Annotated in this window: 21 protein-coding genes and 1 other RNA gene; 17 read left to right on the top strand and 5 right to left on the bottom strand. The window is 56.5% G+C overall.

The features are described from left to right. The first annotated feature begins 65 nt into the window (after nt 1–65). The 5 genes from OVA10_RS19455 to amtB all read left to right on the top strand — a co-directional run bounded on the left by OVA10_RS19455 (nt 66) and on the right by amtB (nt 5993). A complete protein-coding gene (locus tag OVA10_RS19455; RefSeq protein ID WP_012016320.1) occupies nt 66–524 on the top strand; it encodes an Lrp/AsnC family transcriptional regulator in 459 nt (152 codons plus the stop codon). Between the two features lie 42 nt (nt 525–566). Beyond that, nucleotides 567–2339 (top strand): SmdA family multidrug ABC transporter permease/ATP-binding protein, encoded by a 1773-nt coding sequence (locus OVA10_RS19450; RefSeq protein ID WP_100777394.1) that lies wholly within the window; start codon nt 567–569, stop codon nt 2337–2339. After that, on the top strand, nt 2332–4113 hold the full coding sequence (locus tag OVA10_RS19445; protein WP_102104283.1) for a SmdB family multidrug efflux ABC transporter permease/ATP-binding protein: 1782 nt from the start codon (nt 2332–2334) through the stop codon (nt 4111–4113). Before OVA10_RS19450 ends, OVA10_RS19445 begins: the two co-directional genes overlap by 8 nt. A 219-nt stretch (nt 4114–4332) precedes the next feature. Further along, a complete protein-coding gene (gene glnK, locus OVA10_RS19440) occupies nt 4333–4671 on the top strand; it encodes a P-II family nitrogen regulator (protein ID WP_012016323.1) in 339 nt (112 codons plus the stop codon). 35 nt (nt 4672–4706) lie between these two features. After that, the gene (gene amtB / locus OVA10_RS19435) at nt 4707–5993 is read left to right on the top strand and encodes an ammonium transporter AmtB (protein WP_100777392.1); all 1287 of its coding nucleotides are present in this window, start codon (nt 4707–4709) and stop codon (nt 5991–5993) included. Nucleotides 5994–6097: 104 nt separating this feature from the next. Here the strand turns inward: amtB and tesB are convergent, their stop codons facing one another. Then, a complete protein-coding gene (gene tesB, locus OVA10_RS19430) occupies nt 6098–6958 on the bottom strand; it encodes an acyl-CoA thioesterase II (RefSeq protein ID WP_100777391.1) in 861 nt (286 codons plus the stop codon). A 205-nt stretch (nt 6959–7163) separates the two neighbouring features. Here tesB and OVA10_RS19425 point away from each other — a divergent pair, with 205 nt between their 5' ends. Further along, nucleotides 7164–7733, top strand: coding sequence for a YbaY family lipoprotein (locus tag OVA10_RS19425; RefSeq protein ID WP_100777390.1), 570 nt, complete (start codon nt 7164–7166; stop codon nt 7731–7733). Nucleotides 7734–7769: 36 nt separating this feature from the next. Here the strand turns inward: OVA10_RS19425 and OVA10_RS19420 are convergent, their stop codons facing one another. After that, nucleotides 7770–8081 (bottom strand): MGMT family protein, encoded by a 312-nt coding sequence (locus OVA10_RS19420; RefSeq protein WP_442787753.1) that lies wholly within the window; start codon nt 8079–8081, stop codon nt 7770–7772. A gap of 241 nt (nt 8082–8322) precedes the next feature. Here OVA10_RS19420 and ffs point away from each other — a divergent pair. The 5 genes from ffs to OVA10_RS19395 all read left to right on the top strand — a co-directional run bounded on the left by ffs (nt 8323) and on the right by OVA10_RS19395 (nt 11672). Beyond that, an RNA gene (ffs, locus tag OVA10_RS19415) (signal recognition particle sRNA small type) lies at nt 8323–8419 on the top strand. Between the two features lie 108 nt (nt 8420–8527). Next, a complete protein-coding gene (locus OVA10_RS19410; RefSeq protein ID WP_268196638.1) occupies nt 8528–9382 on the top strand; it encodes an integrase in 855 nt (284 codons plus the stop codon). A 60-nt stretch (nt 9383–9442) separates the two neighbouring features. After that, nucleotides 9443–10617, top strand: a protein-coding gene (locus tag OVA10_RS19405) for an IS3 family transposase (protein WP_268196637.1) whose coding sequence is annotated in 2 segments (ribosomal slippage) — nt 9443–9701 and nt 9701–10617 — 1176 coding nt in all. Because the reading frame shifts where the segments join, the coding sequence is not laid out codon by codon here. A 591-nt stretch (nt 10618–11208) separates the two neighbouring features. Next, nucleotides 11209–11460, top strand: a complete 252-nt coding sequence (locus tag OVA10_RS19400) for a hypothetical protein (RefSeq protein WP_100777388.1) — start codon at nt 11209–11211, stop codon at nt 11458–11460. After that, nucleotides 11457–11672, top strand: a complete 216-nt coding sequence (locus OVA10_RS19395) for a hypothetical protein (protein ID WP_014069144.1) — start codon at nt 11457–11459, stop codon at nt 11670–11672. The genes OVA10_RS19400 and OVA10_RS19395 overlap by 4 nt, the downstream gene beginning before the upstream one ends. 63 nt (nt 11673–11735) lie before the next feature. On the opposite strand, the gene yczR is transcribed toward OVA10_RS19395, so the two are convergent. Continuing rightward, on the bottom strand, nt 11736–13157 hold the full coding sequence (gene yczR / locus OVA10_RS19390; RefSeq protein ID WP_268196636.1) for a MocR-like transcription factor YczR: 1422 nt from the start codon (nt 13155–13157) through the stop codon (nt 11736–11738). A gap of 84 nt (nt 13158–13241) precedes the next feature. Between yczR and yczE the strand changes: the two genes are divergently transcribed. From yczE to OVA10_RS19370, 4 genes are all read left to right on the top strand, one after another. Further along, nucleotides 13242–13853, top strand: coding sequence for a membrane protein YczE (yczE, locus tag OVA10_RS19385; RefSeq protein WP_268196635.1), 612 nt, complete (start codon nt 13242–13244; stop codon nt 13851–13853). Nucleotides 13854–13928: 75 nt separating this feature from the next. Beyond that, nucleotides 13929–14996, top strand: a complete 1068-nt coding sequence (locus OVA10_RS19380; RefSeq protein WP_268196634.1) for a LacI family DNA-binding transcriptional regulator — start codon at nt 13929–13931, stop codon at nt 14994–14996. A 104-nt stretch (nt 14997–15100) separates the two neighbouring features. Next, complete coding sequence (locus OVA10_RS19375) at nt 15101–18187, top strand: beta-galactosidase (protein WP_268196633.1); 3087 nt, start codon at nt 15101–15103, stop codon at nt 18185–18187. Nucleotides 18188–18249: 62 nt separating this feature from the next. Then, a complete protein-coding gene (locus OVA10_RS19370; protein WP_102104278.1) occupies nt 18250–18603 on the top strand; it encodes a DUF1428 domain-containing protein in 354 nt (117 codons plus the stop codon). A 29-nt stretch (nt 18604–18632) separates the two neighbouring features. On the opposite strand, the gene OVA10_RS19365 is transcribed toward OVA10_RS19370, so the two are convergent. Next, on the bottom strand, nt 18633–20192 hold the full coding sequence (locus OVA10_RS19365; RefSeq protein ID WP_268196632.1) for an EAL domain-containing protein: 1560 nt from the start codon (nt 20190–20192) through the stop codon (nt 18633–18635). 94 nt (nt 20193–20286) lie between these two features. On the opposite strand from OVA10_RS19365, the gene OVA10_RS19360 reads away from it, so the two are divergent. Next, nucleotides 20287–21006: a GntR family transcriptional regulator gene (locus tag OVA10_RS19360; RefSeq protein WP_100777381.1), complete on the top strand. Its 720-nt coding sequence runs from the start codon at nt 20287–20289 to the stop codon at nt 21004–21006. Here OVA10_RS19360 and OVA10_RS19355 read toward each other — a convergent pair. After that, nucleotides 20994–22193: an enolase C-terminal domain-like protein gene (locus tag OVA10_RS19355; RefSeq protein WP_123429361.1), complete on the bottom strand. Its 1200-nt coding sequence runs from the start codon at nt 22191–22193 to the stop codon at nt 20994–20996. The two genes, OVA10_RS19360 and OVA10_RS19355, sit on opposite strands and share 13 nt — an antisense overlap. Before the next feature lie 278 nt (nt 22194–22471). On the opposite strand from OVA10_RS19355, the gene OVA10_RS19350 reads away from it, so the two are divergent. Beyond that, entirely contained in the window at nt 22472–23848 is a 1377-nt protein-coding gene (locus tag OVA10_RS19350) for a PTS transporter subunit EIIC (RefSeq protein ID WP_123429360.1), read from the top strand. The last annotated feature ends 24 nt before the right edge of the window (nt 23849–23872 follow it).

Below are 23872 nucleotides of genomic sequence, written 5' to 3'. Positions count from 1 at the left end.
AAATTGTTGCTATCTGGCCTTTAAAATAGAATGTCAGGAGAAAATTATTCTCTGTGAGGCGGGGTATGTTAGATAAAATTGACCGTAAGCTGCTCTCTCTGCTGCAAAAGGACTGCACCCTCTCTTTGCAGGCGCTCGCTGATGCCGTTAATCTGACCACCACACCCTGCTGGAAACGCCTAAAAAGACTGGAAGACGACGGCGTTTTGCTGGGCCGCGTGGCGCTGCTCGATCCCGAAAAACTGGGGCTTGGATTGACCGCGTTTGTTCTGATAAAAACGCAGCACCACAGCAGCGACTGGTACTGCCGGTTTGTCACCGAAGTCTCCGAGATGCCTGAAGTGCTCGGTTTCTGGCGCATGGCAGGGGAATACGACTATCTGATGCGCGTGCAGGTGGCGGACATGAAACGCTATGACGACTTCTACAAACGGCTGGTTAACAGCGTGCCGGGCTTGTCGGATGTCACCTCAAGCTTCGCCATGGAACAGATTAAATACACCACCGCTTTACCCATTGAATAACTTCCAGGCCTTGCCGGAACAATACCTTCAGGAATTTACCGCGTGCGATTATTTGCTCAGTTAAGCTGGTACTTCCGCCGGGAGTGGCGACGCTATCTCGGCGCAGTGGCCCTGCTTATTATTATTGCCATTCTCCAGCTCATTCCGCCGAAAGTGGTGGGATATGTGGTGGACGGCGTCACAGAACAACATTACACCACCGCACGGGTGATGATGTGGATCGGTACGCTGGTCCTGACTGCGGTGATTGTCTACCTGCTGCGCTACGTCTGGCGCGTGCTGCTCTTCGGTGCGTCGTATCAGCTCGCCGTGGAGCTGCGTGAAGATTTTTATCGTCAGCTTAGCCGCCAGCATCCTGAATTCTACCTGCGCCACCGCACGGGCGATCTGATCGCACGCGCCACCAACGACGTGGATCGCGTGGTGTTTGCCGCCGGGGAAGGGGTGTTAACCCTGGTTGATTCGCTGGTGATGGGCTGCGCGGTGCTGATCGTGATGTCGACGCAAATCAGCTGGCAGCTTACCCTGCTGGCGCTGCTGCCAATGCCCCTCATGGCGCTGGCCATCAATCGCTTCGGCGAACAGTTGCACGAGCGCTTCAAGCTGGCCCAGGCGGCGTTCTCCTCTCTGAACGACAGAACGCAGGAGAGCATGACCAGCATCCGCATGATCAAAGCCTTTGGCCTTGAAGATCGCCAGTCGGCTCAGTTTGCCGCCGATGCCGCAGACACCGGCGCGAAAAACCTGCGCGTGGCGCGAATTGATGCGCGCTTTGACCCGACGATTTATATCGCCATTGGCACCGCCAATCTGCTGGCAATTGGCGGCGGGAGCTGGATGGTGGTCAACGGCTCCATGACCCTCGGTCAGTTGACCAGCTTCGCCATGTATCTCGGGCTGATGATCTGGCCGATGCTGGCGCTGGCGTGGATGTTTAATATCGTCGAACGCGGCAGCGCGGCGTACAGCCGTATTCGCGCGATGCTGGCGGAAGCACCGGTGGTGAACGACGGCAGCGAATCCGTGCCGGAAGGGCGCGGTGTGCTGGAGGTGGCGATTACGGCGTTTTCGTATCCGCAAACCGAACGTCCGACGCTGGAAAACGTCAACTTTACGCTGCGCCCAGGACAGATGCTGGGGATCTGCGGCCCAACCGGTGCCGGGAAAAGCACCGTGCTGTCGCTGATTCAGCGTCACTTTGATGTCACGCAGGGGGATATTCGTTTTCACGATATTCCTCTAACGCGCCTGCAGCTGGACGCCTGGCGCAGCCGCCTGGCTGTCGTCAGCCAGACGCCTTTTTTGTTCTCGGATACGGTTGCCAACAACATCGCGCTGGGCCATCCCACGGCGACGCAGGAAGAGATTGAGCACGTAGCGCGCCTGGCCAGCGTCCACGATGATATTCTGCGCCTGCCGCAGGGTTATGCCACCGAAGTGGGCGAACGTGGTGTGATGCTGTCGGGCGGGCAGAAACAGCGTATTTCCATTGCGCGTGCCCTGCTGCTGAATGCCGAAATTCTGATCCTCGACGATGCACTCTCCGCGGTCGACGGGCGCACAGAACACCAGATCCTGCATAACCTGCGTCAGTGGGGCGAAGGGCGGACGGTGATTATCAGCGCCCACCGTCTCTCGGCCCTGACGGAAGCGAACGAAATTCTGGTGATGCAGCACGGGCATATTGCCCAGCGCGGGCATCACGATCAGCTTGCGGAACAGCCCGGGTGGTATCGCGATATGCACCGTTATCAACAGCTGGAGGCGGCTCTGGACGATGCGCCAGATCTGAACGAGGAGGCCACCCATGCGTAAGTTTACCCAGCTGTGGCCGACCCTAAAACGCCTGCTGGCCTACGGTTCGCCGTGGCGAAAACCGCTCTCTATCGCGGTGGTGATGCTGTGGGTGGCGGCGATTGCCGAAGTCAGTGGCCCGCTGCTGATCAGCTATTTCATCGACAACATGGTCGCCAAAAGCTATTTGCCGCTGGGCCTGGTTGCCGGACTGGGCGCAGCTTACGTCGGGCTTCAGCTGCTGGCGGCGTCGTTGCACTATGCTCAGTCGCTGCTGTTTAACCAGGCGGCGGTCGGCGTAGTGCAACAGCTGCGCACCGACGTGATGGATGCGGCTCTGCGCCAGCCCTTGAGCGAGTTTGATACCCAGCCCGTCGGCCAGGTGATCTCCCGCGTCACCAACGATACGGAAGTGATTCGCGACCTGTACGTGACCGTGGTCGCCACGGTGCTGCGCAGCGCCGCGCTCGTCGGCGCCATGCTGGTCGCGATGTTCAGCCTCGACTGGCGTATGGCGCTGGTGGCAATCACCATCTTCCCGGCGGTGCTGATCGTCATGGTGATTTACCAGCGCTACAGCACGCCGATTGTGCGCCGGGTTCGTGCTTATCTGGCGGACATTAACGACGGTTTTAACGAAGTCATCAACGGCATGAGCGTGATTCAGCAGTTCCGTCAGCAGGCACGTTTTGGCGAACGCATGGGTGAGGCGAGCCGCTCGCACTATATGGCGCGCATGCAAACCCTGCGTCTGGACGGTTTCCTCCTGCGTCCGCTGCTGAGCCTGTTTTCGGCGCTGGTGCTGTGTGGTCTGCTGATGCTGTTTGGTTTCGGCGCGGGCGGCACGATTGAGGTGGGTGTGCTGTACGCGTTTATCAGCTACCTCGGGCGTCTGAACGAGCCGCTGATCGAACTGACGACACAGCAATCCATTCTGCAGCAGGCGGTGGTCGCCGGTGAGCGCGTCTTCGAGCTGATGGATCGACCACGACAAACCTACGGCGACGACGAGCGCGAACTGAAAAGCGGCACGATCGAGATCGATCATGCCTCCTTTGCCTATCGCGAAGATCGTCTGGTGCTGCAGGACATTCATCTCGATATCCCGTCGCGCAGCTTTGTCGCGCTGGTGGGTCACACGGGCAGCGGTAAGAGTACCCTCGCCAGCCTGCTGATGGGGTATTACCCGCTCACGAGCGGTGAAATCCGTCTTGATGGCCGTCCGCTCTCCACCCTGAGCCACGACGTGCTGCGCAAGGGGATTGCGATGGTGCAGCAGGACCCGGTGGTGATGGCCGACTCCTTCTTTGCCAACGTCACTCTGGGCCGTCCGTTTAGCGAGGAACAGGTCTGGGCGGTGCTTGAGAAAGTCCAGCTGGCAGAGCTGGCACGCACCATGAGCGATGGGATCTACACCAAACTGGGCGAGCAGGGCAATAACCTCTCCGTGGGGCAGAAGCAACTGCTGGCGCTGGCGCGAGTCTTGATTGAAACGCCGCAGGTGCTCATTCTCGACGAAGCGACGGCCAGCATTGATTCTGGCACCGAGCAGGCCATTCAGCAGGCGCTGGCGGAAGTGCGGGAGAAGACCACGCTGGTGGTGATTGCGCACCGTCTCTCGACGATTGTTGATGCCGATACCATTCTGGTGCTGCATCGCGGGCAAGCCGTCGAGCGCGGCACGCATCGCGAGCTGCTGGAAGCGAAAGGACGTTACTGGCAAATGTACCAGCTGCAGCTGGCCGGAGAAGAGCTGGCCGCCAGCACGCGCGAAGAGGAGTCTCTGAGCGCCTGATGCACCAAAATTAAGCACCGCGCTAACAGGGATTTCTGTTGGTGCAAAAATGAAACGCACCCTGCACTGTCATGGTGCGTTTTTTTTATCCATTTCTTCAGAAGAGCCATTTCCTGCCTTTGCCGCCTGATTTCTTCGCCTTTTCAAACTCTGGCACACCCCTTGCAATACCTCTGTTGTAAAACGCGGCCATTATCGAATTCTGACTGGAGAGGAACTATGAAGCTGGTTACGGTTGTCATCAAACCATTCAAACTCGAAGACGTTCGTGAAGCACTGTCTTCAATGGGGATTCAGGGACTGACGGTTACCGAAGTGAAAGGCTTTGGTCGTCAGAAGGGCCATGCGGAGCTTTATCGCGGAGCCGAATACAGCGTCAACTTCCTGCCTAAAGTGAAGATTGATGTGGCTATCGCTGACGATCAACTCGATGAGGTGATTGATGTGGTGAGCAAAGCGGCTTACACCGGAAAAATTGGCGACGGCAAAATTTTCGTTGCCGAATTGCAGCGCGTCATTCGCATCCGTACGGGCGAAGCTGACGAAGCTGCACTGTAAGTAACTCCTGGTACACAGTGATAGGGATCGAGAAAATGAAGAAAGCAACAATCAAAACAGCTCTGGGGTCTCTGGCACTGCTGCCGGGCCTGGCGATGGCGGCTCCTGCGGTAGCCGACAAGGCGGATAACGCCTTTATGATGATCTGCACCGCGCTGGTGCTGTTCATGACAATTCCGGGCATCGCGCTGTTTTACGGCGGTCTGATCCGCGGTAAGAACGTGCTGTCCATGCTGACGCAGGTCGCAGTGACCTTCGCGCTGGTCTGCGTCCTGTGGGTGGTCTACGGCTACTCGCTGGCCTTCGGCGAAGGCAACGCCTTCTTCGGCAACTTCAACTGGGCGATGCTGAAAAATATCCAGCTGACTGCCCTGATGGGGAGCTTCTATCAGTACATCCACGTGGCGTTCCAGGGGTCATTCGCCTGTATCACCGTCGGCCTGATCGTCGGCGCGCTGGCAGAACGTATTCGTTTCTCCGCCGTGCTGATCTTCGTGGTGGTGTGGCTGACGCTCTCTTATGTGCCGATTGCGCACATGGTCTGGGGCGGCGGTCTGCTGGCGTCTCACGGTGCGCTGGACTTCGCAGGTGGCACGGTGGTGCATATTAACGCTGCGGTTGCAGGACTGGTCGGGGCATACCTGATTGGCAAACGTGTAGGCTTTGGCAAAGAGGCGTTTAAACCGCACAACCTGCCGATGGTCTTCACCGGTACGGCAATCCTCTATTTTGGCTGGTTCGGTTTCAACGCCGGTTCAGCTAGTGCTGCAAACGAAATCGCCGCGCTGGCCTTTGTGAACACCGTGGTAGCCACTGCGGGTGCAATCCTCTCCTGGGTGTTTGGTGAGTGGGTGGTACGCGGTAAACCATCCCTGCTGGGCGCCTGTTCCGGTGCGATTGCCGGTCTGGTTGGCATCACCCCGGCGTGTGGTTATGTCGGTGTCGGCGGCGCGCTGCTGATTGGTATCGTCGCGGGTCTGGCGGGTCTGTGGGGCGTAACGGCGCTGAAACGCGTTCTGCGTGTCGATGATCCTTGTGATGTGTTCGGTGTGCACGGCGTGTGCGGTATCGTCGGCTGCATCATGACCGGTATCTTCGCCGCGACGTCCCTCGGTGGCGTAGGCTATGCAGAAGGCGTGACCATGGGCCATCAGCTGCTGGTTCAGCTGGAAAGTATCGCCATCACTATCGTCTGGTCGGGTGTTGTGGCCTTCATCGGCTACAAACTGGCGGACATGACCGTTGGCCTGCGTGTACCGGAAGAGCAAGAGCGCGAAGGGCTGGATGTGAACAGCCATGGCGAGAATGCGTACAACGCCTGAGCAGATTGAGTTTCTCCTGTAGCAAAAAGCCTCCCGATGGGAGGCTTTATTTTTTCCCTCAGTCACGGACCGTCACAAGAAGAGGGGCGAGGTGAGGGCACAGATTATCCCCGGTTTCGCATCACCCCTTCCTGTACCGTTGACGCAACCAGCACGCCCCCCTGCGTATAGAACTCACCGCGAACAAACCCGCGCGCGCTCGACGCCGACGTGCTTTCCACGCTGTACAGCAGCCATTCGTTCATATCGAACGGACGATGGAACCACATGGAGTGGTCGATGGTTGCGACCTGCATCCCTTTTTCGAGGAAGCCCACGCCGTGCGGCTGCAGGGCCACCGGCAGGAAGTTGAAATCAGACGCATAGCCCAGAAGATACTGGTGAACGCGAAGATCCTGCGGCATTGCACCGTTGGCGCGGATCCACACCTGACGTTTTGGCTCGGCGATATGGCCCTTCATCGGATTGTGGAACTCGACCGGGCGGATTTCCAGCGGTTTATCGCACAGGAATTTCTCTTTCACCTGCGGCGGCAACAGATGCGCCAGCGCACGGGCAATGTCCGTTTCCGATTTCAGTTCATCCGGTGCCGGGGCAGGCGGCATCGTTTTTTGATGCTCATAACCGCTTTCCGGTGCCTGGAATGACGCCGTCATATAAAAAATCGGTTTGCCGTTCTGGATAGCCGCGACGCGGCGGGCGCTAAAACTGTTGCCGTCACGCAGCACTTCGACGTCATAGATTATCGGTTTTGCGCTGTCACCAGGACGTAAAAAATAGCTGTGAAAAGAGTGCACCAGACGGTCTGCAGGCACGGTCTCTTTGGCGGCATACAGCGCCTGTCCCACCACCTGGCCGCCGAAAACCTGGCGTAAGCCAAGGTCTTCGCTCTGCCCGCGAAAGAGTCCTTCTTCAATTTTTTCCAGATTCAGTAATGTCAGCAGATTGTTCAGTGCTTGACTCATAGTCGTCCTCAATAAAACGCCGTGGCGAAAGATAGGATGATTATAACGTAAAAAGGAGAGTGGTCCGATGGGTGCAATAATCTGAATAAGCGGCTGAAACCAGGCATATATAAGTGATATGTGCCACACTTAGTCACGTTATGTATTTGCTAACGACTCTTGGCGGGATCGATCCCGCTGGTGCATTGAAGATAAGGAGAACTCAATGAAACTCGTGCACATGCTTAGTGGTTTAGCGGTAGCGGTTGCTCTGTCTGCCTGTGCGGATAAAAGTGCCGACATCCAGACGCCAGCGCCAAACCCAAATGCCGCTGGAGCGACGACACAGCCAACCATGCAGCAACCTAACGTTTCCGGTACGGTGTGGATCCGCCAGAAAGTGGCCCTGCCGCCGGACGCCGTCTTAACGGTGACCCTGTCGGATGCTTCTCTGGCCGATGCGCCGTCTAAAGTGCTGTCGCAGAAAGCGGTACGTACCGAAGGGAAACAGTCACCGTTCAGCTTTGTGCTGCCGTTTAACCCGGCAGAAATCCAGCCGAACGCGCGTATCCTGCTGAGCGCAGCGATTACCGTGAACGACAAACTGGTGTTCATTACCGATACGGTACAGCCGGTGATCAACCAGGGCGGAACCAAAGCTGACCTGACGCTGGTTCCGGTTCAGCAGACTGCCGTGCCGTTACAGCAGGGCGGTGGTGCCGCGACGACGGTTCCGTCAACGTCGCCAACGCAGGTTAACCCATCTTCTGCAGTGCCTGCACCGACACAGTACTAAGTCTGACCTTTGCCCTCTCCTTCGCGGGGAGGGCAGTTAATACACCCAGCGATACTTCTGCATATCAATCTTCCCTTTTCCTGACACCTGCACACCTTCAGACAGCAATGCCTGGCGCTGACGCTGCAAATCCGGGCCGGTCAGTGAAATTTCGCCATGTCGATTTACCACGCGATACCAGGGCAGCGTACTGCCTTCCGGCAGACGTTTCAGCACGCCGCCGACCTGACGCGCCGCGCGCGGGGAACCGGCTAGCATTGCGATATCACCATAGGTGGTGACATACCCTTCCGGAATCGAGGCCACAATTTGCCAGACCCGTTGGGGGAAAGAGTCATGTTCATCCATGGGGCGCTCCTTTGAGAGGGTCATCGATTCTTCCGGAACAAGGGCGGGAAGTTCGGGTCTAATGTAGACAGGCATAATCGCGCAGTCCAGCGCAGATTTCATGCGGGGATGGGCATAATCTTGGATAAATTCCACAGTTTGCGCAATAAACCATCATCCGGTCGCGGTTAACTTGCAATTGCGATCCTGTGCAGGGATAATGCGCCAGCGCGTTGGGTAACAACGCTCTCAATGGGGGCTCTGTTGGTTCTCCCGCAACACTACTCTGTTTACCAGGTCAGATCCGGAAGGAAGCAGCCAAGGCAGATGACGTGTGTGCCGGGATGTAGCTGGCAGGGCCCCCACCCATTTCTGCTAAGTGCATGATATCCATCATGTAACCCTCTGTTTTCGTGCATTGAAACGGCGGTGATACAACTTTCGTGTATCACTTAGGACGCTAATCAATGTCGCATCTTATGCTTTCCCGTCACGGGATCTGGTACTACCGTAGGGTCTACCTGACACCTCGGAAACGCCGTGAAATTCGTATTTCCCTTCGCACACGTTCCAAGCGTGAAGCCTTGATCCGTGTGGAGAAATATCTCACCTCACAACCTTTCCACTGCGTTCCGCAGTCCATCCCGGCACACACTGCAACCCCGTCTGCTTCCTTCCAACAGCCACAACAGAAGAAGGCATTCAAGAGCCTCAAGGGCGAGCTCGATAAGTACACCAAAGCTAAAGAGGGATCAGTTGGTGAACGGGAAATACTAACGATCAACAGGTGCGTGAATGCATATCTGAATTCAACAAAAGAGCCTTTCAGCAAAAGAAGCGCGGCGGCGTTTGTTGATGGTCTTGAAGGTTCAGCATCCACCAGAAACCGCTACATCAAAAAGAACTCAGCATTTTTCAAATGGGTTGCAACACGTACGGATGAAGATATTCGAAACCCGTTTGAGGGAATGGGAGTGAAGGAAACCACAGCTCCAATGGATCGCCGTCCTGCGTATTCGCTCAACGATCTGAAACGCTTGCACATTGCTTTACATGGCGTGAGGGATTGGAAGCGGTGGATCATTCTGATTGGTCGCTATTCGGGGATGAGGCAGAATGAGATCTGCCAGCTTTACCACAATGACGTGATGAAAGTTGACGGAGTTTGGTGCTTCCGTGTCGATAACCTGAATCCTAATCAGACACTCAAAACCGACAGTTCACGGCGGTTTGTGCCGATCCACTCTCAGTTGTTAGCACTTGGTCTGCTTGATTTCATATCCGCCCGAAAAGGGCATTTATTCCCTGATGTAGTGGCATAGTGAATTTGGCCACCTGAATAGAGGTGATATCATCACCTCATAGTCAAAACAGGTGACATTATGACCGGACGTAACAGACGCAATTTTAGCCCCGAGTTTCGCCTCGAAGCTGCCCAGCTTGTACTCGATCAGCACTACACCGTTGCCGCCGCTGCCACTGCGATGAATGTCGGCAAATCCACGATGGACAAATGGGTTCGACAATTGAAAGAAGAGCGAGCGGGAAAATCACCCGTAGCGTCACCCATGACACCGGAGCAGATTAAGATACGTGAGTTGAAGCAAAGACTTCAACACGTTGAAATGGAAAGGGATATATTAAAAAAGGCTACCGCGCTCTTGATGTCAGACTCCCTGAACAGTTCTCATTAGTTGAGAAACTCAGGGCGCGGTTTCCTGTTGCCGTTATGTGCAACGTGTTTGGGGTTCATCGCAGCAGCTATAAATACTGGCGGCAGCCAAAGAAGCCTGACGCCACGAGAGTGGTTTTACTGAGCCTTGTGCGTGAAGTTTATCGCGAAAGTAACGGCTCAGCAGGAGCGCGAAGCATTGCCGCGATGGTCACCACCAAAGGTATAAAACTGAGCCGCTGGCGGGCAACAAAGCTGATGAAAGCGCTCAATATTATCAGCTGTCAGCAACCTGGCCATCGTTATAAGAAGGCGTCTAAGGAACACATTGAGATCCCTAATTATCTGGATCGCCAGTTTGCTGTTACCGAGCCTAATCAGGCCTGGTGCGGTGATGTGACTTATATCTGGACGGGAAAACGCTGGGCTTATCTGGCTGTTGTACTCGATTTGTTTTCCCGTAAACCGGTTGGTTGGGCGATGTCATTTTTTCCGGATTCTGCATTGACAGCTAAAGCGCTGTCCATGGCCTGGGAAGCCCGAGGAAAGCCGGTTAATTTACTGTATCACTCGGACCAAGGCAGTCACTATACCAGCAGGAATTTCAGACAGTTACTGTGGAGATATCAGATAAAGCAAAGCCTGAGTCGCCGGGGAAATTGCTGGGATAATAGCCCAATGGAACGGTTCTTCAGAAGCCTGAAAACAGAGTGGGTTCCGGATAATGGGTACGCTAATTTTAGCGAAGCCAGCACGGCAATAACGAATTACATTATGGGATATTACAGCCAGCTCAGACCTCATCAATATAATGGAGGTTTGACGCCGAATGAATCAGAACGATTGTTCTGGAAAAACTCTAAAGCCGTGGCCAGTTTTTGTTGACCACTACACTTTAAGGTCTGCTGTCAGTCGTCCGTATTATGGTTATGTTAAAAAGGCCGTAAAAGATGAACAGCCAGAAGACCTGTTTACAGTCAAAGGCAGCAATACGAACCTCCAACCATTGATTGAGGAGGTTGGGCGATCCTACATGGTAGTGGAAAATGTAGCCTAGATGGAGTTTGGTCAAAAGTCATACATAGCCGGGTCAGCCCCGGTTTTTTTGTGTCTGTCGCATGAGAAAACGGCTTGCCAGTGTATACTTTTGGTGATACAAATTCATTGCCCCACCGCTTTTTAGTGCATTGAAATACATAGGTTTTGTTAGAAAAATCTCAGCTGGCAGGGCCCCCACCCATTTCCGCCTCTCTGAAAATTTTCCCCTTTCAAAAAATATTGCCCATGATTATAAAGAGGTTATGTAATATATCCTTCATTGCAATGAAATAATATTGTCATAAACCTGTAATAATAGACTGGCAAATTAATGTCGGGGTGTTTTTAATCCGTCATAAGCAAAAAATATATCAGTGGATTGCCCCAGTAACTTCGTGTATTAAATTAAATAACTTATTCCGAAGGGAAGTGACAAACATGGGCACTGCAGTCTTAAACGTAAAAATTGATGAAGCGCTAAAAGAGAGACTTCGTCATTATGCCGAAGCGAATAACGAGAATTTAAGCGTGACGACAGAAAAACTGCTGCTGCTGGCGTTTGAGGCAGTAGAAGAGGCGGGAGTAACGGAAGAGGATATTGATAATCAGCATACGGAAGAAGAGAGTGTGACTCCTTTTACTCCTAAAGAAATCAAGGCTCTACGCAAACTTCTGAAGAAGAGAAAATGAAACAACAACTGTCTACTGCCAATGACTACAAAGAGGCCTGCGATCTGCTTCGTTCAGGCTACGTAAAACACGTACGTCTTGGCTGGAATGTAGGAAGTGATGAGTTCTTTCGCATTGCGTCTGACTGGTGTGATACGGGCGCGAAAATAAAGAAAGAAGGAGAAAATTTCGTTATTTCTCTGAAAGGTTTTCCGATTCCTCCTCAGCACTGATGACAAACCTGTGAAAACTGCTGACTGCATCTAGTGCAGCCAGCAGTTTTTATTTTCCGCTGGTTATATTACGCCACGTTTTAAATAACTTTCACTTCTGTTCAGCGAGTTCCACAGCGGTTTAATTCGCAGTAGCGCGTTTTCCAGCTGCGCCGAATCCATTGAGAAAGGCATACGCAGATAGCGGTCAAACGCCCCGGAAAGCCCAAAGCGTGTGCCGGTGCCGAGATGAATTCCCAGCGTCTCCGCCCGCGCGCCGAGCTGTGTGGCGACCATCCCCGGCAGCTCCACCCAATACGACAGCCCGCCCTCTGGCTCGTGAAAACGCCATTCCGGAAAATGCTCGCGCATTAACGCGCTGCAGCGATCGCGGCGTTCTGTCAGCATCTGCCGTCTTGCGGGCAGGAAAGTGGCGGCGTGCTCAATCAGCCACAGGGTGGCCAGCTGTTCCAGCAACGGCGATCCAAGATCGAGGGTATCGCGCGTCTGGGCCAGCGTGGCAATGGTGCGCGACGAGGCGCGGATCCAGCCCAGGCGTAATCCCCCCCAGAAACTTTTGCCCGCCGAACCGAGGGTAATGACGTTGGCCTGCGGGTTAAACGCCGCCAGCGGCGGCGGGGGTGGCGCATCAAACCACAGGTCAACCATGGTCTCATCCACCACCAGCGTGGTGCGGGTTTGTGCGGCGATATCGGTGATGGTCTGGCGCGTGGCGATGTCCATGCAGCGCCCGGTGGGATTATGGAAATCCGGCATCAGGTACGCCAGTCGCGGCGCGGTTTGCGCCAGCGTCGCGGCAAAGCCGTCCGTATCCCAGCCCGATTCCGGCAGCGCCACGCCAACAGGACGACAGGACGCGCCCTGGATTGCCGCAATCGCCAGCGGGTAAGTGGGATGATCCACCACCACCCGATCGCCTGGCCCGGTCAACATGCGCAGCACCAGCGCCAGGCCGCTGACCGCACCGTTGACCACCATGATTTCGTCTGCCCGCGTCGGCAGCCCGCGCGAGGAATAACGTGCGGCGATGGTTTCGCGCAGCTCCGGTAAGCCCAGCTGGTCATAACCCGTGTGAGAGAGGTGTTGGGTCATGGCGGTGAGCGCGTGGGTATAAGCCTGGTGAATTTCCGGCCCGGCGCTGAGCGCGGCGGTTGAGAGATCCAGCGCAGTGCTGATGGCCGCTCGTGTCGGGACGGCGTGGCTGTCCGGGAGAATAATGCGGGAGCCGCTGCCGTGGCGGCTCTCCAGATACCCGGCTTCGCGCAGGTGTGCCAGCGCGCTGGCAATCGTCGTGCGGCTCACGTTGAGCACCGTAGCCAGTTCGCGCTCACCGGGCAGGCGCGTATCGAGGGCCAGTCGGCCATCGAGAATCAACAGGCGTAGTGCGTCCGCCAGTTGTCGCCATAAAGGCGTGCGGGAGGAGGGCTGTTGCCAGTGGCCTAAGAGGCGCACCAGCGACTGGCTACCGAAGCGACGAGATGACATATGCAGTCCACTATTTGAAAACTGGACATTAATCATAGAGCCATTTTCAGCCAGGATGAAAGCATAACTTTCTGGAGAACCATCATGCTGCGTCGCTTACTGCAACTTTATGTCGGACTGGGATTTTACGGGCTTTCAACGGCGATGTTTGTCCGCGCCGATCTCGGTGCCGATCCGTGGAACGTGTTCCATCTGGGCGTCGCCCACCTGCTGACGATGGACATCGGCACGGTAATGATTTTGACCGGTGCGCTGGTGCTGCTGTTCTGGATCCCACTGCGTCAACGCCCTGGCCTCGGCACTATCAGTAACGTCATTGTGATTGGTCTGGCGGCCGATGCGTCCCTGTCGCTGCTCCCGGAGATGAGTTCGCTGGTGGCGCGCAGCGCGCTGCTCATCTCCGCCGTGGTGGTCAATGCGCTGGCGACCGGAATGTACATCGGCGCAGGCTTTGGCTCCGGCCCGCGCGACGGCCTGATGACCGGCATTAACGCCCGCACGGGCTGGTCGGTGCGCAGCGTGCGTACGGCGATTGAAGTGTCGGTGTTGCTGATTGGTTGCGTGCTCGGCGGAACCTTTGGCGTGGGCACGGTCCTGTACGCGCTGGCTATCGGCCCGCTGATCCAGATCTGCCTGCCGTGGTTTCGTCAGAAGCCGCAGGTGACGCTGGTGCCAGAGCCGGAACGAATTGTTTAAACTGCGAAGCGCTCACATGCTTTACCCGCCGCGCTGTGCCAGAATACCGGCATCTCTCGCTGCGATACGGAAAGCATGAAAGCCATCACTCTCTATGACGTTGCCCGCCTGGCGGGCGTTTCCTATCAGACGGTCTCCCGCGTAATAAACGACGCGGAGCACGTCTCCGCAAGGACCCGTGAAAAGGTGCAGCAGGCGATGGCTGAACTGCACTACGTCCCCAATCGCGGTGCGCAGCAACTGGCCGGAAAACGCACCCGCACGCTGGGGCTGATTACCACCGACCTGGCGCTGCATGCGCCCTCGCAAATCGCCTCTGCGGTAAAATCCCGCGCGGGTGAGTGCGGCGCAAGCGTGCTGATTTCGATGGTGGAGCATCCTGAGCGTTGCCAGGCGGCACTCCAGGAGTTACTGGCCCAGCGCGTGGAAGGCTTGCTGGTCAACGTTCCCCTCGACGATCCCCTCGCCGAACAGATCCGCCAGCTTGCCGCACCGGTGCCAGTGTTATTCTTCGACGTCTCCCCTGAAGCCAAAGTTCATCGCCTGGCCTTTGATGCGGAGCAGGGCGCTAAGCTTGGCGCAGAGCACCTGCTGGCGCTTGGACACCGACGCATTGCCTTGCTCAGCGGGCCAGAGAGTTCCGTCTCATCGCGCGCGCGTCTCGCGGGCTGGCAGGCGCGGCTGGCGCAGGACAATCTGGTTCCGTGTGCGATGGCCTATGGCGACTGGAGCGCGGCGTCAGGGTATGAAAAAGGGCATCAGCTATTGGCGGGGAGCGCTCTTCCTGATGCGATTCTGGTGGCAAACGATCAGATGGCCCTCGGTGTGATGCGCGCCTGTGCTGAAAAAGGGATAGCCGTACCGGGGCAGATGTCGGTGGTGGGATTTGATGATACCGCTGACAGCGCCTGGTTCTCCCCGCCGCTGACCACCATTCGCCAGGCGTTTCGCGTGGCCGGAGAGCGCAGCGTCGAGTGGCTCCTTTCCGGATCAACGGATGAACTCTGGCAAACGCAGCTTCCTGTCACGCTGGTGGAGCGCCACTCCAGCGCCCGTCACGCGCCCGATCAGGCCGATCGCGAAGCGCTGGCACAGCAGCTGAAATACCTGGCGCTATTGGCTGAGCAGCTGGCGCGGCGCTGATCCTTTTGTGATCTGGCTCGCTTTGCCGTGGTCAGATCCTTTACCGATTTCTCTCACCAGGGCATTGTGACTTGAATTGTGAGCGCTTCGCAAAAGAGGTCATTATGTCTGTCGCATCCCCGCACTCTCTGCATTCTGTTTTAGCTCGTCGCGACTGGGAAAATCCCGGCGTTACCCAATGGCACCGGCTGGATGCCCACGCACCGTTTCACAGCTGGCGCGATGAAACGCAGGCTCGCGATGAGCAGCCACCTTCGCACAAGCGGTTACTGAACGGCGACTGGCAGTTCTGCTTTTTCACGGCGCCAGAGCAGGTTCCTGAGCACTGGATAACAGAAGAGTGTGCAGAGGCTATCACCACGCCGGTGCCGTCAAACTGGCAGATGCAGGGCGTTGATACGCCGATCTACACCAACGTCACCTACCCAATCATCGCCAATCCCCCGTTTGTGCCAGCCGAGAACCCGACAGGCTGTTACTCGCTCACATTTGAGGTGGATGAAGAGTGGCTTAAGAGCGGCCAAACGCGCATCGTTTTTGACGGTGTCAATTCAGCGTTTTATCTCTGGTGCAACGGCGAGTGGGTGGGGTACTCCCAGGACAGCCGCCTGCCGGCGGAGTTCGATCTTACACCTGTGCTGAAACCCGGCGGTAACCGCCTGGCAGTGCTGGTGTTGCGCTGGTGCGACGGGAGTTATCTGGAAGACCAGGATATGTGGCGGATGAGCGGGATTTTCCGCGACGTGTCGCTCCAGCATAAACCGGCCACTCACATTGCCGATTATCACTACGTCACCGAACTGAATGCGGATTACGATCGCGCAAAATTGCAGGTGGAAGTGGCCCTCGGCGGCGAGGCAGTGGCCGACAGCGAAGTGGTGCTGACGCTCTGGCAGGATGATGAACCGGTCGCGACGACGACTGCCCGTCCTGGCTCTGCGATTGTTGATGAGCGCGGCAACTGGGCCGAGCGTTTACATGTCACTCTTCCGGTGGACCGCCCGGCGCTGTGGAGTGCCGAAACGCCTGCGCTTTATCGTCTGACGCTCGTTCTGCGTGACGGGCAGGGAAATCTGCTGGAAGTGGAGGCGTGCGATGTCGGTTTCCGCCGCGTGGAGATCAGCAATGGCCTGCTGAAAGTCAACGGCCAGCCGCTGCTGATCCGTGGGGTGAACCGCCACGAGCACCATCCCGAAAACGGCCAGGTGATGGATGAAGCGACCATGCGCCGCGATATCGAGCTGATGAAGCAGCATAACTTTAACGCCGTGCGCTGCTCGCACTACCCTAACCACCCGCTGTGGTATCGCCTGTGCGACCGCTACGGCCTGTATGTGGTGGACGAAGCGAATATTGAAACCCACGGCATGGTGCCGATGAGCCGTCTGGCGGACGATCCGCGCTGGCTGCCTGCCATGAGCGAGCGCGTCACGCGCATGGTGCAGCGCGACCGCAATCATCCGTCGATCATCCTCTGGTCGCTGGGCAATGAGTCCGGCCACGGCGCCAATCACGATGCGCTCTATCGCTGGATCAAAACCACCGATCCAACGCGTCCGGTTCAGTATGAGGGCGGCGGGGCAAATACCGCCGCGACGGATATCGTCTGCCCGATGTACGCCCGCGTCGATCAGGATCAACCGTTCCCGGCGGTGCCAAAATGGTCGATTAAAAAGTGGATCGGGATGCCGGATGAAACGCGCCCGCTGATCCTCTGCGAGTACGCCCACGCGATGGGCAACAGCTTTGGCGGGTTTGCCAAATACTGGCAGGCATTCCGCACCCATCCGCGCCTGCAGGGCGGGTTCGTCTGGGACTGGGTGGATCAGGCGTTAACCAAAAAAGACGAAAATGGCCAGGCGTTCTGGGCCTACGGCGGTGATTTTGGCGATACGCCGAATGATCGTCAGTTTTGCCTGAACGGGCTGGTGTTCCCGGATCGCACGCCGCACCCGGCGCTGTTTGAAGCTCAGCGCGCCCAGCAATTTTTCACTTTCACACTGGTGAGCACTTCGCCGCTGGTGGTGGACGTGCACAGCGATTACCTGTTCCGTCACAGCGATAATGAATCCCTGCACTGGTGCATTATGCGTGACGGCGACGAGATGGCGAGCGGAGAGGTGCCGCTGTCCGTTGCGCCGCAAGGCACCCAGCGCATTGAAATGGCTTTGCCTGAACTGGCCGCTGCGCCGGGCGAAGTCTGGCTGAATCTCGACGTTTTCCAGACGGCAGCAACCCACTGGTCGCCCGCTAATCATCGCTGCGCCTGGGATCAATTCCCGCTGCCTGCGCCGTTGTCTGTGTCAGTGCCGGTTGCCGGACAGGTAAAACCGCAGCTGACGGTTAACGACGAAGTGCTGGAAGTGAGCCACCTGGATCAACGCTGGCATTTTGATCGCGCCAGCGGAAATCTGGTCCAGTGGTGGAACCGCGGTGTGCAAACACTGCGCTCGCCGCTCATCGACAACTTTACCCGCGCGCCGCTGGATAACGATATTGGCGTCAGCGAAGCGACGCGCATCGATCCGAATGCCTGGGTGGAACGCTGGAAAGCGGCGGGAATGTATAACCTCGCGCCGCGCGTGTTGCAGTGCGAAGGCGAGCAGCGTGCGCAGGAGGTGGCGATTACCACGCTTCATGCCTGGGAGTTTAACGGCAAAACGCTGTTCATGAGCCGGAAAGTCTGGACCATTGACAGCAACGGTGTGCTGCAAGGTGATGTGCAGATTCAGGTGGCAACTGATATTCCACAGCCGGCGCGCATTGGCCTGAGCTGCCAGCTGGCAGAGGCGTCGGCGTCCGCAAGCTGGCTGGGGCTGGGGCCGGATGAGAACTACCCGGACCGAAAACTGGCGGCGCGACAGGGGCGCTGGACGCTGCCGCTGGAGGCGCTGCACACGCCCTATATCTTCCCGACGGAAAACGGCCTGCGCTGCGATACCCGCGAGCTGACATTTGGCGCGCACCAGTTGCAGGGCCATTTCCACTTCACGCTCAGCCGCTACAGTCAGCAGCAGCTGCGCGACACCACGCATCATCATCTGCTGATCGAGGAGCCGGGCTGCTGGCTGTCTATCGACGCATTCCATATGGGCGTGGGCGGGGATGACTCGTGGAGCCCGAGTGTTTCGCCGGAGTTTATCCTCGCAGACCGGTCACTGCGTTACGCGTTTAGCTGGCGACAGGACTAAACTTAAATCCGTCAGAGGCGGCCACACCAGGTGGCCGCATGATCACTTCGGAGGTTTGACTCATGAAGTATGTTGATGGTTTTGTGGTCGCTGTTCCCGCGGAAAATAAGGAGGCTTATCGCGAGATGGCAGCAAAAGCGGCCCCGCTGTTTAAAGAATTTGGCGCGACACGGATCGTGGAGTGCTGGGCTGACGATGTTCCCGATGGAAAGCTCACCGATTTTCGCATGGCGGTGAAAGCGGAAGAGGGCGAAGAGGTCGTCTTTAGCTGGATTGAATATCCGTCAAAAGAGGTTCGCGATAAGGCGAACCAGCAGATGATGGCCGACCCGCGCATGAAAGAGTTCGGCGAGTCGATGCCCTTTGACGGTAAAAGGATGATCTACGGCGGATTTGCGCCGCTGCTGGATGAGTAATCCGTGCGCCCGGCGAGGCTCGCCGGGCATTACTCTGGATCGAGGTTATTCTCTGCCCACAGTATGAACTCAATTTTTGGCAAGGCCTTGCTGTACAACCAGCCCTGTCCGTACTGCACGCCGTGGCGGCGCAGCCACTCAAGCTGCCCTTCTGTTTCAATCCCTTCGGCGACCATCGCCAGCTTCAGCGATTTAGCCATTTCGATAATGTGCGGCGTAACGTTTTTGTACTCCAGTGCGTCCACGAACGACTTGTCGATTTTCAGGATGTCCACGTCCAGATCCTGCAGATAGCTGAGGCTGGAGTAGCCGGTGCCAAAATCGTCGATATGAATGGGATGGCCCGAGCGGCGGAAGCTGGCAATCGCGGGCGCGCTCACCTTCGGATCGGCAAATCCGCGCTCGGTCAGTTCAAGCGCAATTTGCTGCGGTGTGATTTGCCAGTGGTTCAGCAGGCGGCTTAGCAAGGGCGGCAATTCAGTGCAAAACAGATCGGCGGGAGAGAGGTTGATCGAAATATGCTGATGCGGATTGTGGCGCAGCCATTCGCCCATATCTTCAAACACTTTCTCGAACACCAGGCGGGTAAGCCTGGAGGTTAATCCGGTCTGTTCGGCCAGCGGAATAAAGATGTTTGGCGACAGCATACTGCCGTCCGGCTGCGGCCAGCGGACCAGGGCTTCTGCGCCGGTAATCTTACCCGTATCCAGCGCCACAATGGGCTGATAATGCACCACCAGTTCGCGGGCGTTGATCGCATCCAACAGGCGATAGCGTGGCGACTGCAAACGGCGCAACACGCGCAGGATAAACGCGGCGGCCAATAAACTGATGAGCGCACCAAACGGGAACCAGAAAAGCAGCTGCTGATGCCAGCTCGCTTTTAACGGTTTCAGGGAGGCCCAGGCGACCACGGCATAGCGCAATTCCGGTACCTCTTTGACCACATACATGAAGCCATCATGCTGCAGGCGCGTGAGATTCTGCGTATGGAGCTTTTTCCAGAGCAGCGGGTCCAGCGGGTTGCTGCTGGCGAACACCCGATTACTGTCCTCGCCGACCAGCGCGGCATCAATCGGCCAGGAACCAAAGGGAATAACGTCAATCAGGGATGACGGGTCAATCACCACCATGTAGTGGCCTTTTCCCAGCATCAGCATGAAACGATTAACGTCCAGATCGTTTTGCGTCGTTAGCCAGGCGCGATAGCCATCGGCGGTGGTGCGCACAGGCGCAGGAAAAGGTACGGAGTTGCTGACCTGTTCCAGCGACGAGCAGATCGGCTTTTGGTCGACAACGTACATCACTTCCTGGACGTAACGCAGGGCGAACGCCACGCGGCGCATGTCGAGGAGATGTTCGTGACTACAGGGCGTGCTTTGCAGGGGCTGGAGCTGTTTTAAGGCGGTTTTTCCCTGGCTTACGACTTTATCAGCCCGGAGCAAGACGCGTGAGGAGTATCGGTCCAGCGCTTCGACGAAATTCTCTTCTGCCTGGCGGTGCGCCATCCAGACGCTCAGACAAATGGGGATCAGCACGGCAAAGATCAGAACACCAGTCACCAGACTGACCAGTTGGCGAGTTGTCATGCTAGGGTTTCCTTTCTGAGCCGCTGATTTACATTACCGCTGAATAATAATCTTATAGTATGCGGCAGAGTTTGATTTCATTCAGGTAAGGCTTATGAAAAAAAAAGAGTTTGTGACGCAAGATCTGCTGAGCAAAATTTACCAGGATACGACGCCCGGACCGCGTAAGCTGTCGCCGGAAAGACAGCTCGCCGAGGAGTACGGCGTGTCGCGTTTTACTATTCGCCAGGCGCTGGAAAAGCTGGTCAGCATCGGAGTGGTGCGGATTGTGCAGGGGTCGGGGATCTGGATCAACGAGCAGGCGCGCAATAACCCGCTGGTCTATAACTCGATCACGGAGAAACGCTTCGATCAGATCCGTTATCGGATGATCAGCCTGCATAAAACGCGCCCGGATCGCGCCGCGCAGCAGATTTTTGGGCTAGATGAGGAGAGTTTTATCTGGCACTTCTGCCGCCTGCGCTACGTCGATGATGCGCCGGTACAGCTGGAGATCTCCAGCATGCCGGTGGCGGATTTTCCCGATCTTAACCAGCAGGCGATTGAGCGATCGATTCAGCAGTACGTGCTGAGCAAAGGTTTCACCATTTCCCACATGCTGACCACCTATCGCGCGGTGAGCGTCAGCCGCGAACAGGCGGTGATTCTGGGCTGCAAGAAGGGCAGCCCGGCGATGCATATTAATAATCGCGGTATTCTCGACGGAGGACGCGTGTTCGAGGTGAGCGATATTATCGACATCAACTACACCTGTACTTACGTCATCCCCTACAACCGCGACAACTTAACCTGGCGGCAAAATCAGGGTGTATGAATCGCCCCATCGGGCAGGCGGCTCTGCGTCCACTCATGCGGGCGGTAGACAACCGGATGCGCCAGGGCCAGCTCCTCGTTGAAGCCCACGCCGATTCCGGCGTTGACAGGCGGATAGACAAATCCCTCTTTTGCCACCGGTGCGCCAGGGAAAACCGCATCCGTGGTTTGCGAACGCGGAATGAACTCCTGAATCGCGGCATTATGCAGATGAATATTCAGATGGGTATTCACCGCCACGCCGATAGGGGTCATGTCGCCCGGCCCGTGCCACGCCAGACGCACGCCAAAAGCCTGACACAGATGCGCCAGTTTGATGGCCGGGGTGATCCCGCCGATCTGTGATACGTGACAGCGGATGAAGTCGATACGACGATTGACGATCAGGTCGTGCCATTCTGCCGGGTTGTTGAACAATTCTCCCATCGCCAGTGGTACGCAGCTTTGCTGGCGCACCTGCTCCAGCCAGGCGCTCTGCTGCGGCGGTAAAATGTCTTCAATAAAATAGGGCTGGAACGGTTCGAGCAGTTTTGCCAGCTGAACGGCCTGCTGCGGGAACAGTCGCTCGTGGACGTCGTGTAAAATGTGCAGCTTCCAGCCATATTTTTCCCGCAGCGCGCGGAACATCTCGACGGTGTTCGCCATGTATTCCTGCTGATCGAACCAGGCGCCAGGCGTTGGATTATCCGGGGCGTGAAGTGCCGACGGCGTGCCACCGTAAAAGCCAAGCTGACAGCGAATATGCCGGTAACCCTGCGCCAGCAGTGAATCCACGGAGGCGAACAGTTCTTCCAGCGTTTCGCCGCTGGCGTGGCTGTAGGCGGGGATCGCGTCGCGGGATTTGCCGCCCAGCAGTTGATAGAGCGGCATGCCTGCCAGCTGGCCTTTGATGTCCCACAGCGCCATATCGACACCCGATATCGCATTGTTCATCACCGGGCCGTTACGCCAGTAGGCGTTGACGTTCATCATCTGCCACAGATCTTCGATATTGTTGGCATCGCGACCAATGAGCAGCGGTTTGAGGTACTCATCCACCAGAGTTTTAACCGCCAGCGGGCGCTGCTGAAAGGTGGCGCAGCCGTGGCCGGTGATCCCCTGGTCGGTGGTGACACGTACCGTCACCAGATTATGTCGGTCCGGGCGGGTAATAAAACATTCGATATTTTTAATCATCACAGGCGTCACGAAATAACTCCTTGGGGGCTCTGTGGGAATAGGTTATGGGGAATATCATCACCCTAAAAATGTTGGCGGGTAAACCGTTTTTTTGACTATTTATTTTGGTCAGTTATTTAACGATATAGTAATTAAAAACCAGACCAATTTTAGATTGATGAGGGTTTTTAGGCTTTTGTTATGGCTAAGTGTGAGCGGAATCAAATTTTATTGGTTTGTTTTGTTGTGAGGGTTTAATTATCCTCATGGCAACATTAAAACGACAACAACATCCGGCAGGAGTCTTTATGGGGACGCAAGAAGCCATCAATAATATTATTCGTCTGGTCGGCGGCCAGGGGAATATAAATAAAGTCTGGCACTGCATGACGCGCTTACGCTTTGATCTCATTGACGATAATAAAGTCGATCAAAACGAGATTAAAAAACTGCCTGGCGTGCTGGGCGCGCAGCTGCAGAGCGATCAGTTCCAGGTGATTATCGGGCCGAAGGTGAACAGCTGGTACGAGCAAATGCTTAGCGTACTGGGCAATAACGACACCGCGACACCTGCGGCGACAAAAGGGCGTAAGAGCCTGGTGTCGCTGTTTATGGACACGGTGTCGGGCGTGTTTGGCCCGATCGTACCGGCGATTGCCGGTGCAGGGATGATCAAAGGTCTGCTGGCCGGGCTTATCGCCCTGAAAGTTGTTTCGGCGAAAAGCGACACGGTGATGGTGATCGATCTCATCGCCAGCGGCGTTTTTTACTTCCTGCCATTTTTCCTTGCCGTTTCGGCGGCGAAAATCTTTAAGACTAACGAATATCTGGCGGCGGCCGTTGCGGCTTGTCTGATGTATCCGTCGCTCATCGAGGCGGCGAAAGCGCTGGCCACGCATCAGGAAGGGGCGGTCAGCGCGATTTGGCTGCTGGACGTGATTCCGGTGTCGGTCTTTAACTATGCCTCCAGCGTGATCCCGGTAATTTTCTCTATTCTGGCTTTGAGCTACATCCACCGCTGGGTGGACAGCATCATGCCCGACGTACTGAAAACGGTCTTTACGCCGACGCTGACGCTGTTCCTCGGCGCACTGGCCGCGCTGGTGGTGATCGGGCCGATTGGCATCTGGCTCGGTAAAGGACTGGCGCTGTTTATCGAAGGCTTGTTTGGCGTGTCGGCGAGTTTCGCCGGGCTGGTGGTCGGCGCGATTCGTCCGGTGGCGATCCTCACCGGCATGCACCATGCAATGACGCCTATCGCGTTGCAAAACTTCAGCGATCGCGGCTACGACATGCTGATGCCAATGATGTTTATGGCTAACATGGCGATTGCCGGGGCGACCTTTGCAATCTGGCGTATAAGCCGCGATCGGCAGGAGCGCACCGTGACCTTGTCTGCCGCCATTTCCGCTCTGCTCGGGATTACGGAACCGGCGCTGTTTGGGGTGCTGACGCGCTACAAAAAAGCGTTTATCGCCGCCACCGTCGCCAGCTCTCTGGCCTCAGCGTTTATCGCGTTCTTTGGCGTTCGTCTCTACGGCTACATTCTGTCGAGCATTTTCAGTCTGCCGGCCTATATTGGGCCTTACTTTATCTTTGCGCTCTCGGGCGTGGTGATAGCGCTGGTGCTGTCGTTTGTCCTGACGACCATGCTGGTGGGGAAAGAACAGGCGGAAGAAAAGTAAGCTAAACCCTCGCCTGACGGCGGG

Source organism: Lelliottia sp. SL45, assembly GCF_026672535.1.
Lineage (GTDB): Bacteria > Pseudomonadota > Gammaproteobacteria > Enterobacterales > Enterobacteriaceae > Enterobacter > Enterobacter nimipressuralis.
The sequence above is the reverse complement of the archived record's forward strand: the minus strand, read 5'-3'. Positions and strand labels throughout refer to the sequence as shown.

What these genes read in the sequence shown, in the direction of transcription:
- OVA10_RS19455 (WP_012016320.1), top strand. Translation starts at nt 66, where the DNA reads ATGTTAGATAAAATTGACCGTAAGCTGCTCTCTCTGCTGCAAAAGGAC.
- OVA10_RS19445 (WP_102104283.1), top strand. Translation starts at nt 2,332, where the DNA reads ATGCGTAAGTTTACCCAGCTGTGGCCGACCCTAAAACGCCTGCTGGCC.
- glnK (WP_012016323.1), top strand. Translation starts at nt 4,333, where the DNA reads ATGAAGCTGGTTACGGTTGTCATCAAACCATTCAAACTCGAAGACGTT.
- amtB (WP_100777392.1), top strand. Translation starts at nt 4,707, where the DNA reads ATGAAGAAAGCAACAATCAAAACAGCTCTGGGGTCTCTGGCACTGCTG.
- tesB (WP_100777391.1), bottom strand. Translation starts at nt 6,958, where the DNA reads ATGAGTCAAGCACTGAACAATCTGCTGACATTACTGAATCTGGAAAAA.
- OVA10_RS19425 (WP_100777390.1), top strand. Translation starts at nt 7,164, where the DNA reads ATGAAACTCGTGCACATGCTTAGTGGTTTAGCGGTAGCGGTTGCTCTG.
- OVA10_RS19420 (WP_442787753.1), bottom strand. Translation starts at nt 8,081, where the DNA reads ATGGATGAACATGACTCTTTCCCCCAACGGGTCTGGCAAATTGTGGCC.
- OVA10_RS19410 (WP_268196638.1), top strand. Translation starts at nt 8,528, where the DNA reads ATGTCGCATCTTATGCTTTCCCGTCACGGGATCTGGTACTACCGTAGG.
- OVA10_RS19400 (WP_100777388.1), top strand. Translation starts at nt 11,209, where the DNA reads ATGGGCACTGCAGTCTTAAACGTAAAAATTGATGAAGCGCTAAAAGAG.
- OVA10_RS19395 (WP_014069144.1), top strand. Translation starts at nt 11,457, where the DNA reads ATGAAACAACAACTGTCTACTGCCAATGACTACAAAGAGGCCTGCGAT.
- yczR (WP_268196636.1), bottom strand. Translation starts at nt 13,157, where the DNA reads ATGTCATCTCGTCGCTTCGGTAGCCAGTCGCTGGTGCGCCTCTTAGGC.
- yczE (WP_268196635.1), top strand. Translation starts at nt 13,242, where the DNA reads ATGCTGCGTCGCTTACTGCAACTTTATGTCGGACTGGGATTTTACGGG.
- OVA10_RS19380 (WP_268196634.1), top strand. Translation starts at nt 13,929, where the DNA reads ATGAAAGCCATCACTCTCTATGACGTTGCCCGCCTGGCGGGCGTTTCC.
- OVA10_RS19375 (WP_268196633.1), top strand. Translation starts at nt 15,101, where the DNA reads ATGTCTGTCGCATCCCCGCACTCTCTGCATTCTGTTTTAGCTCGTCGC.
- OVA10_RS19370 (WP_102104278.1), top strand. Translation starts at nt 18,250, where the DNA reads ATGAAGTATGTTGATGGTTTTGTGGTCGCTGTTCCCGCGGAAAATAAG.
- OVA10_RS19365 (WP_268196632.1), bottom strand. Translation starts at nt 20,192, where the DNA reads ATGACAACTCGCCAACTGGTCAGTCTGGTGACTGGTGTTCTGATCTTT.
- OVA10_RS19360 (WP_100777381.1), top strand. Translation starts at nt 20,287, where the DNA reads ATGAAAAAAAAAGAGTTTGTGACGCAAGATCTGCTGAGCAAAATTTAC.
- OVA10_RS19350 (WP_123429360.1), top strand. Translation starts at nt 22,472, where the DNA reads ATGGGGACGCAAGAAGCCATCAATAATATTATTCGTCTGGTCGGCGGC.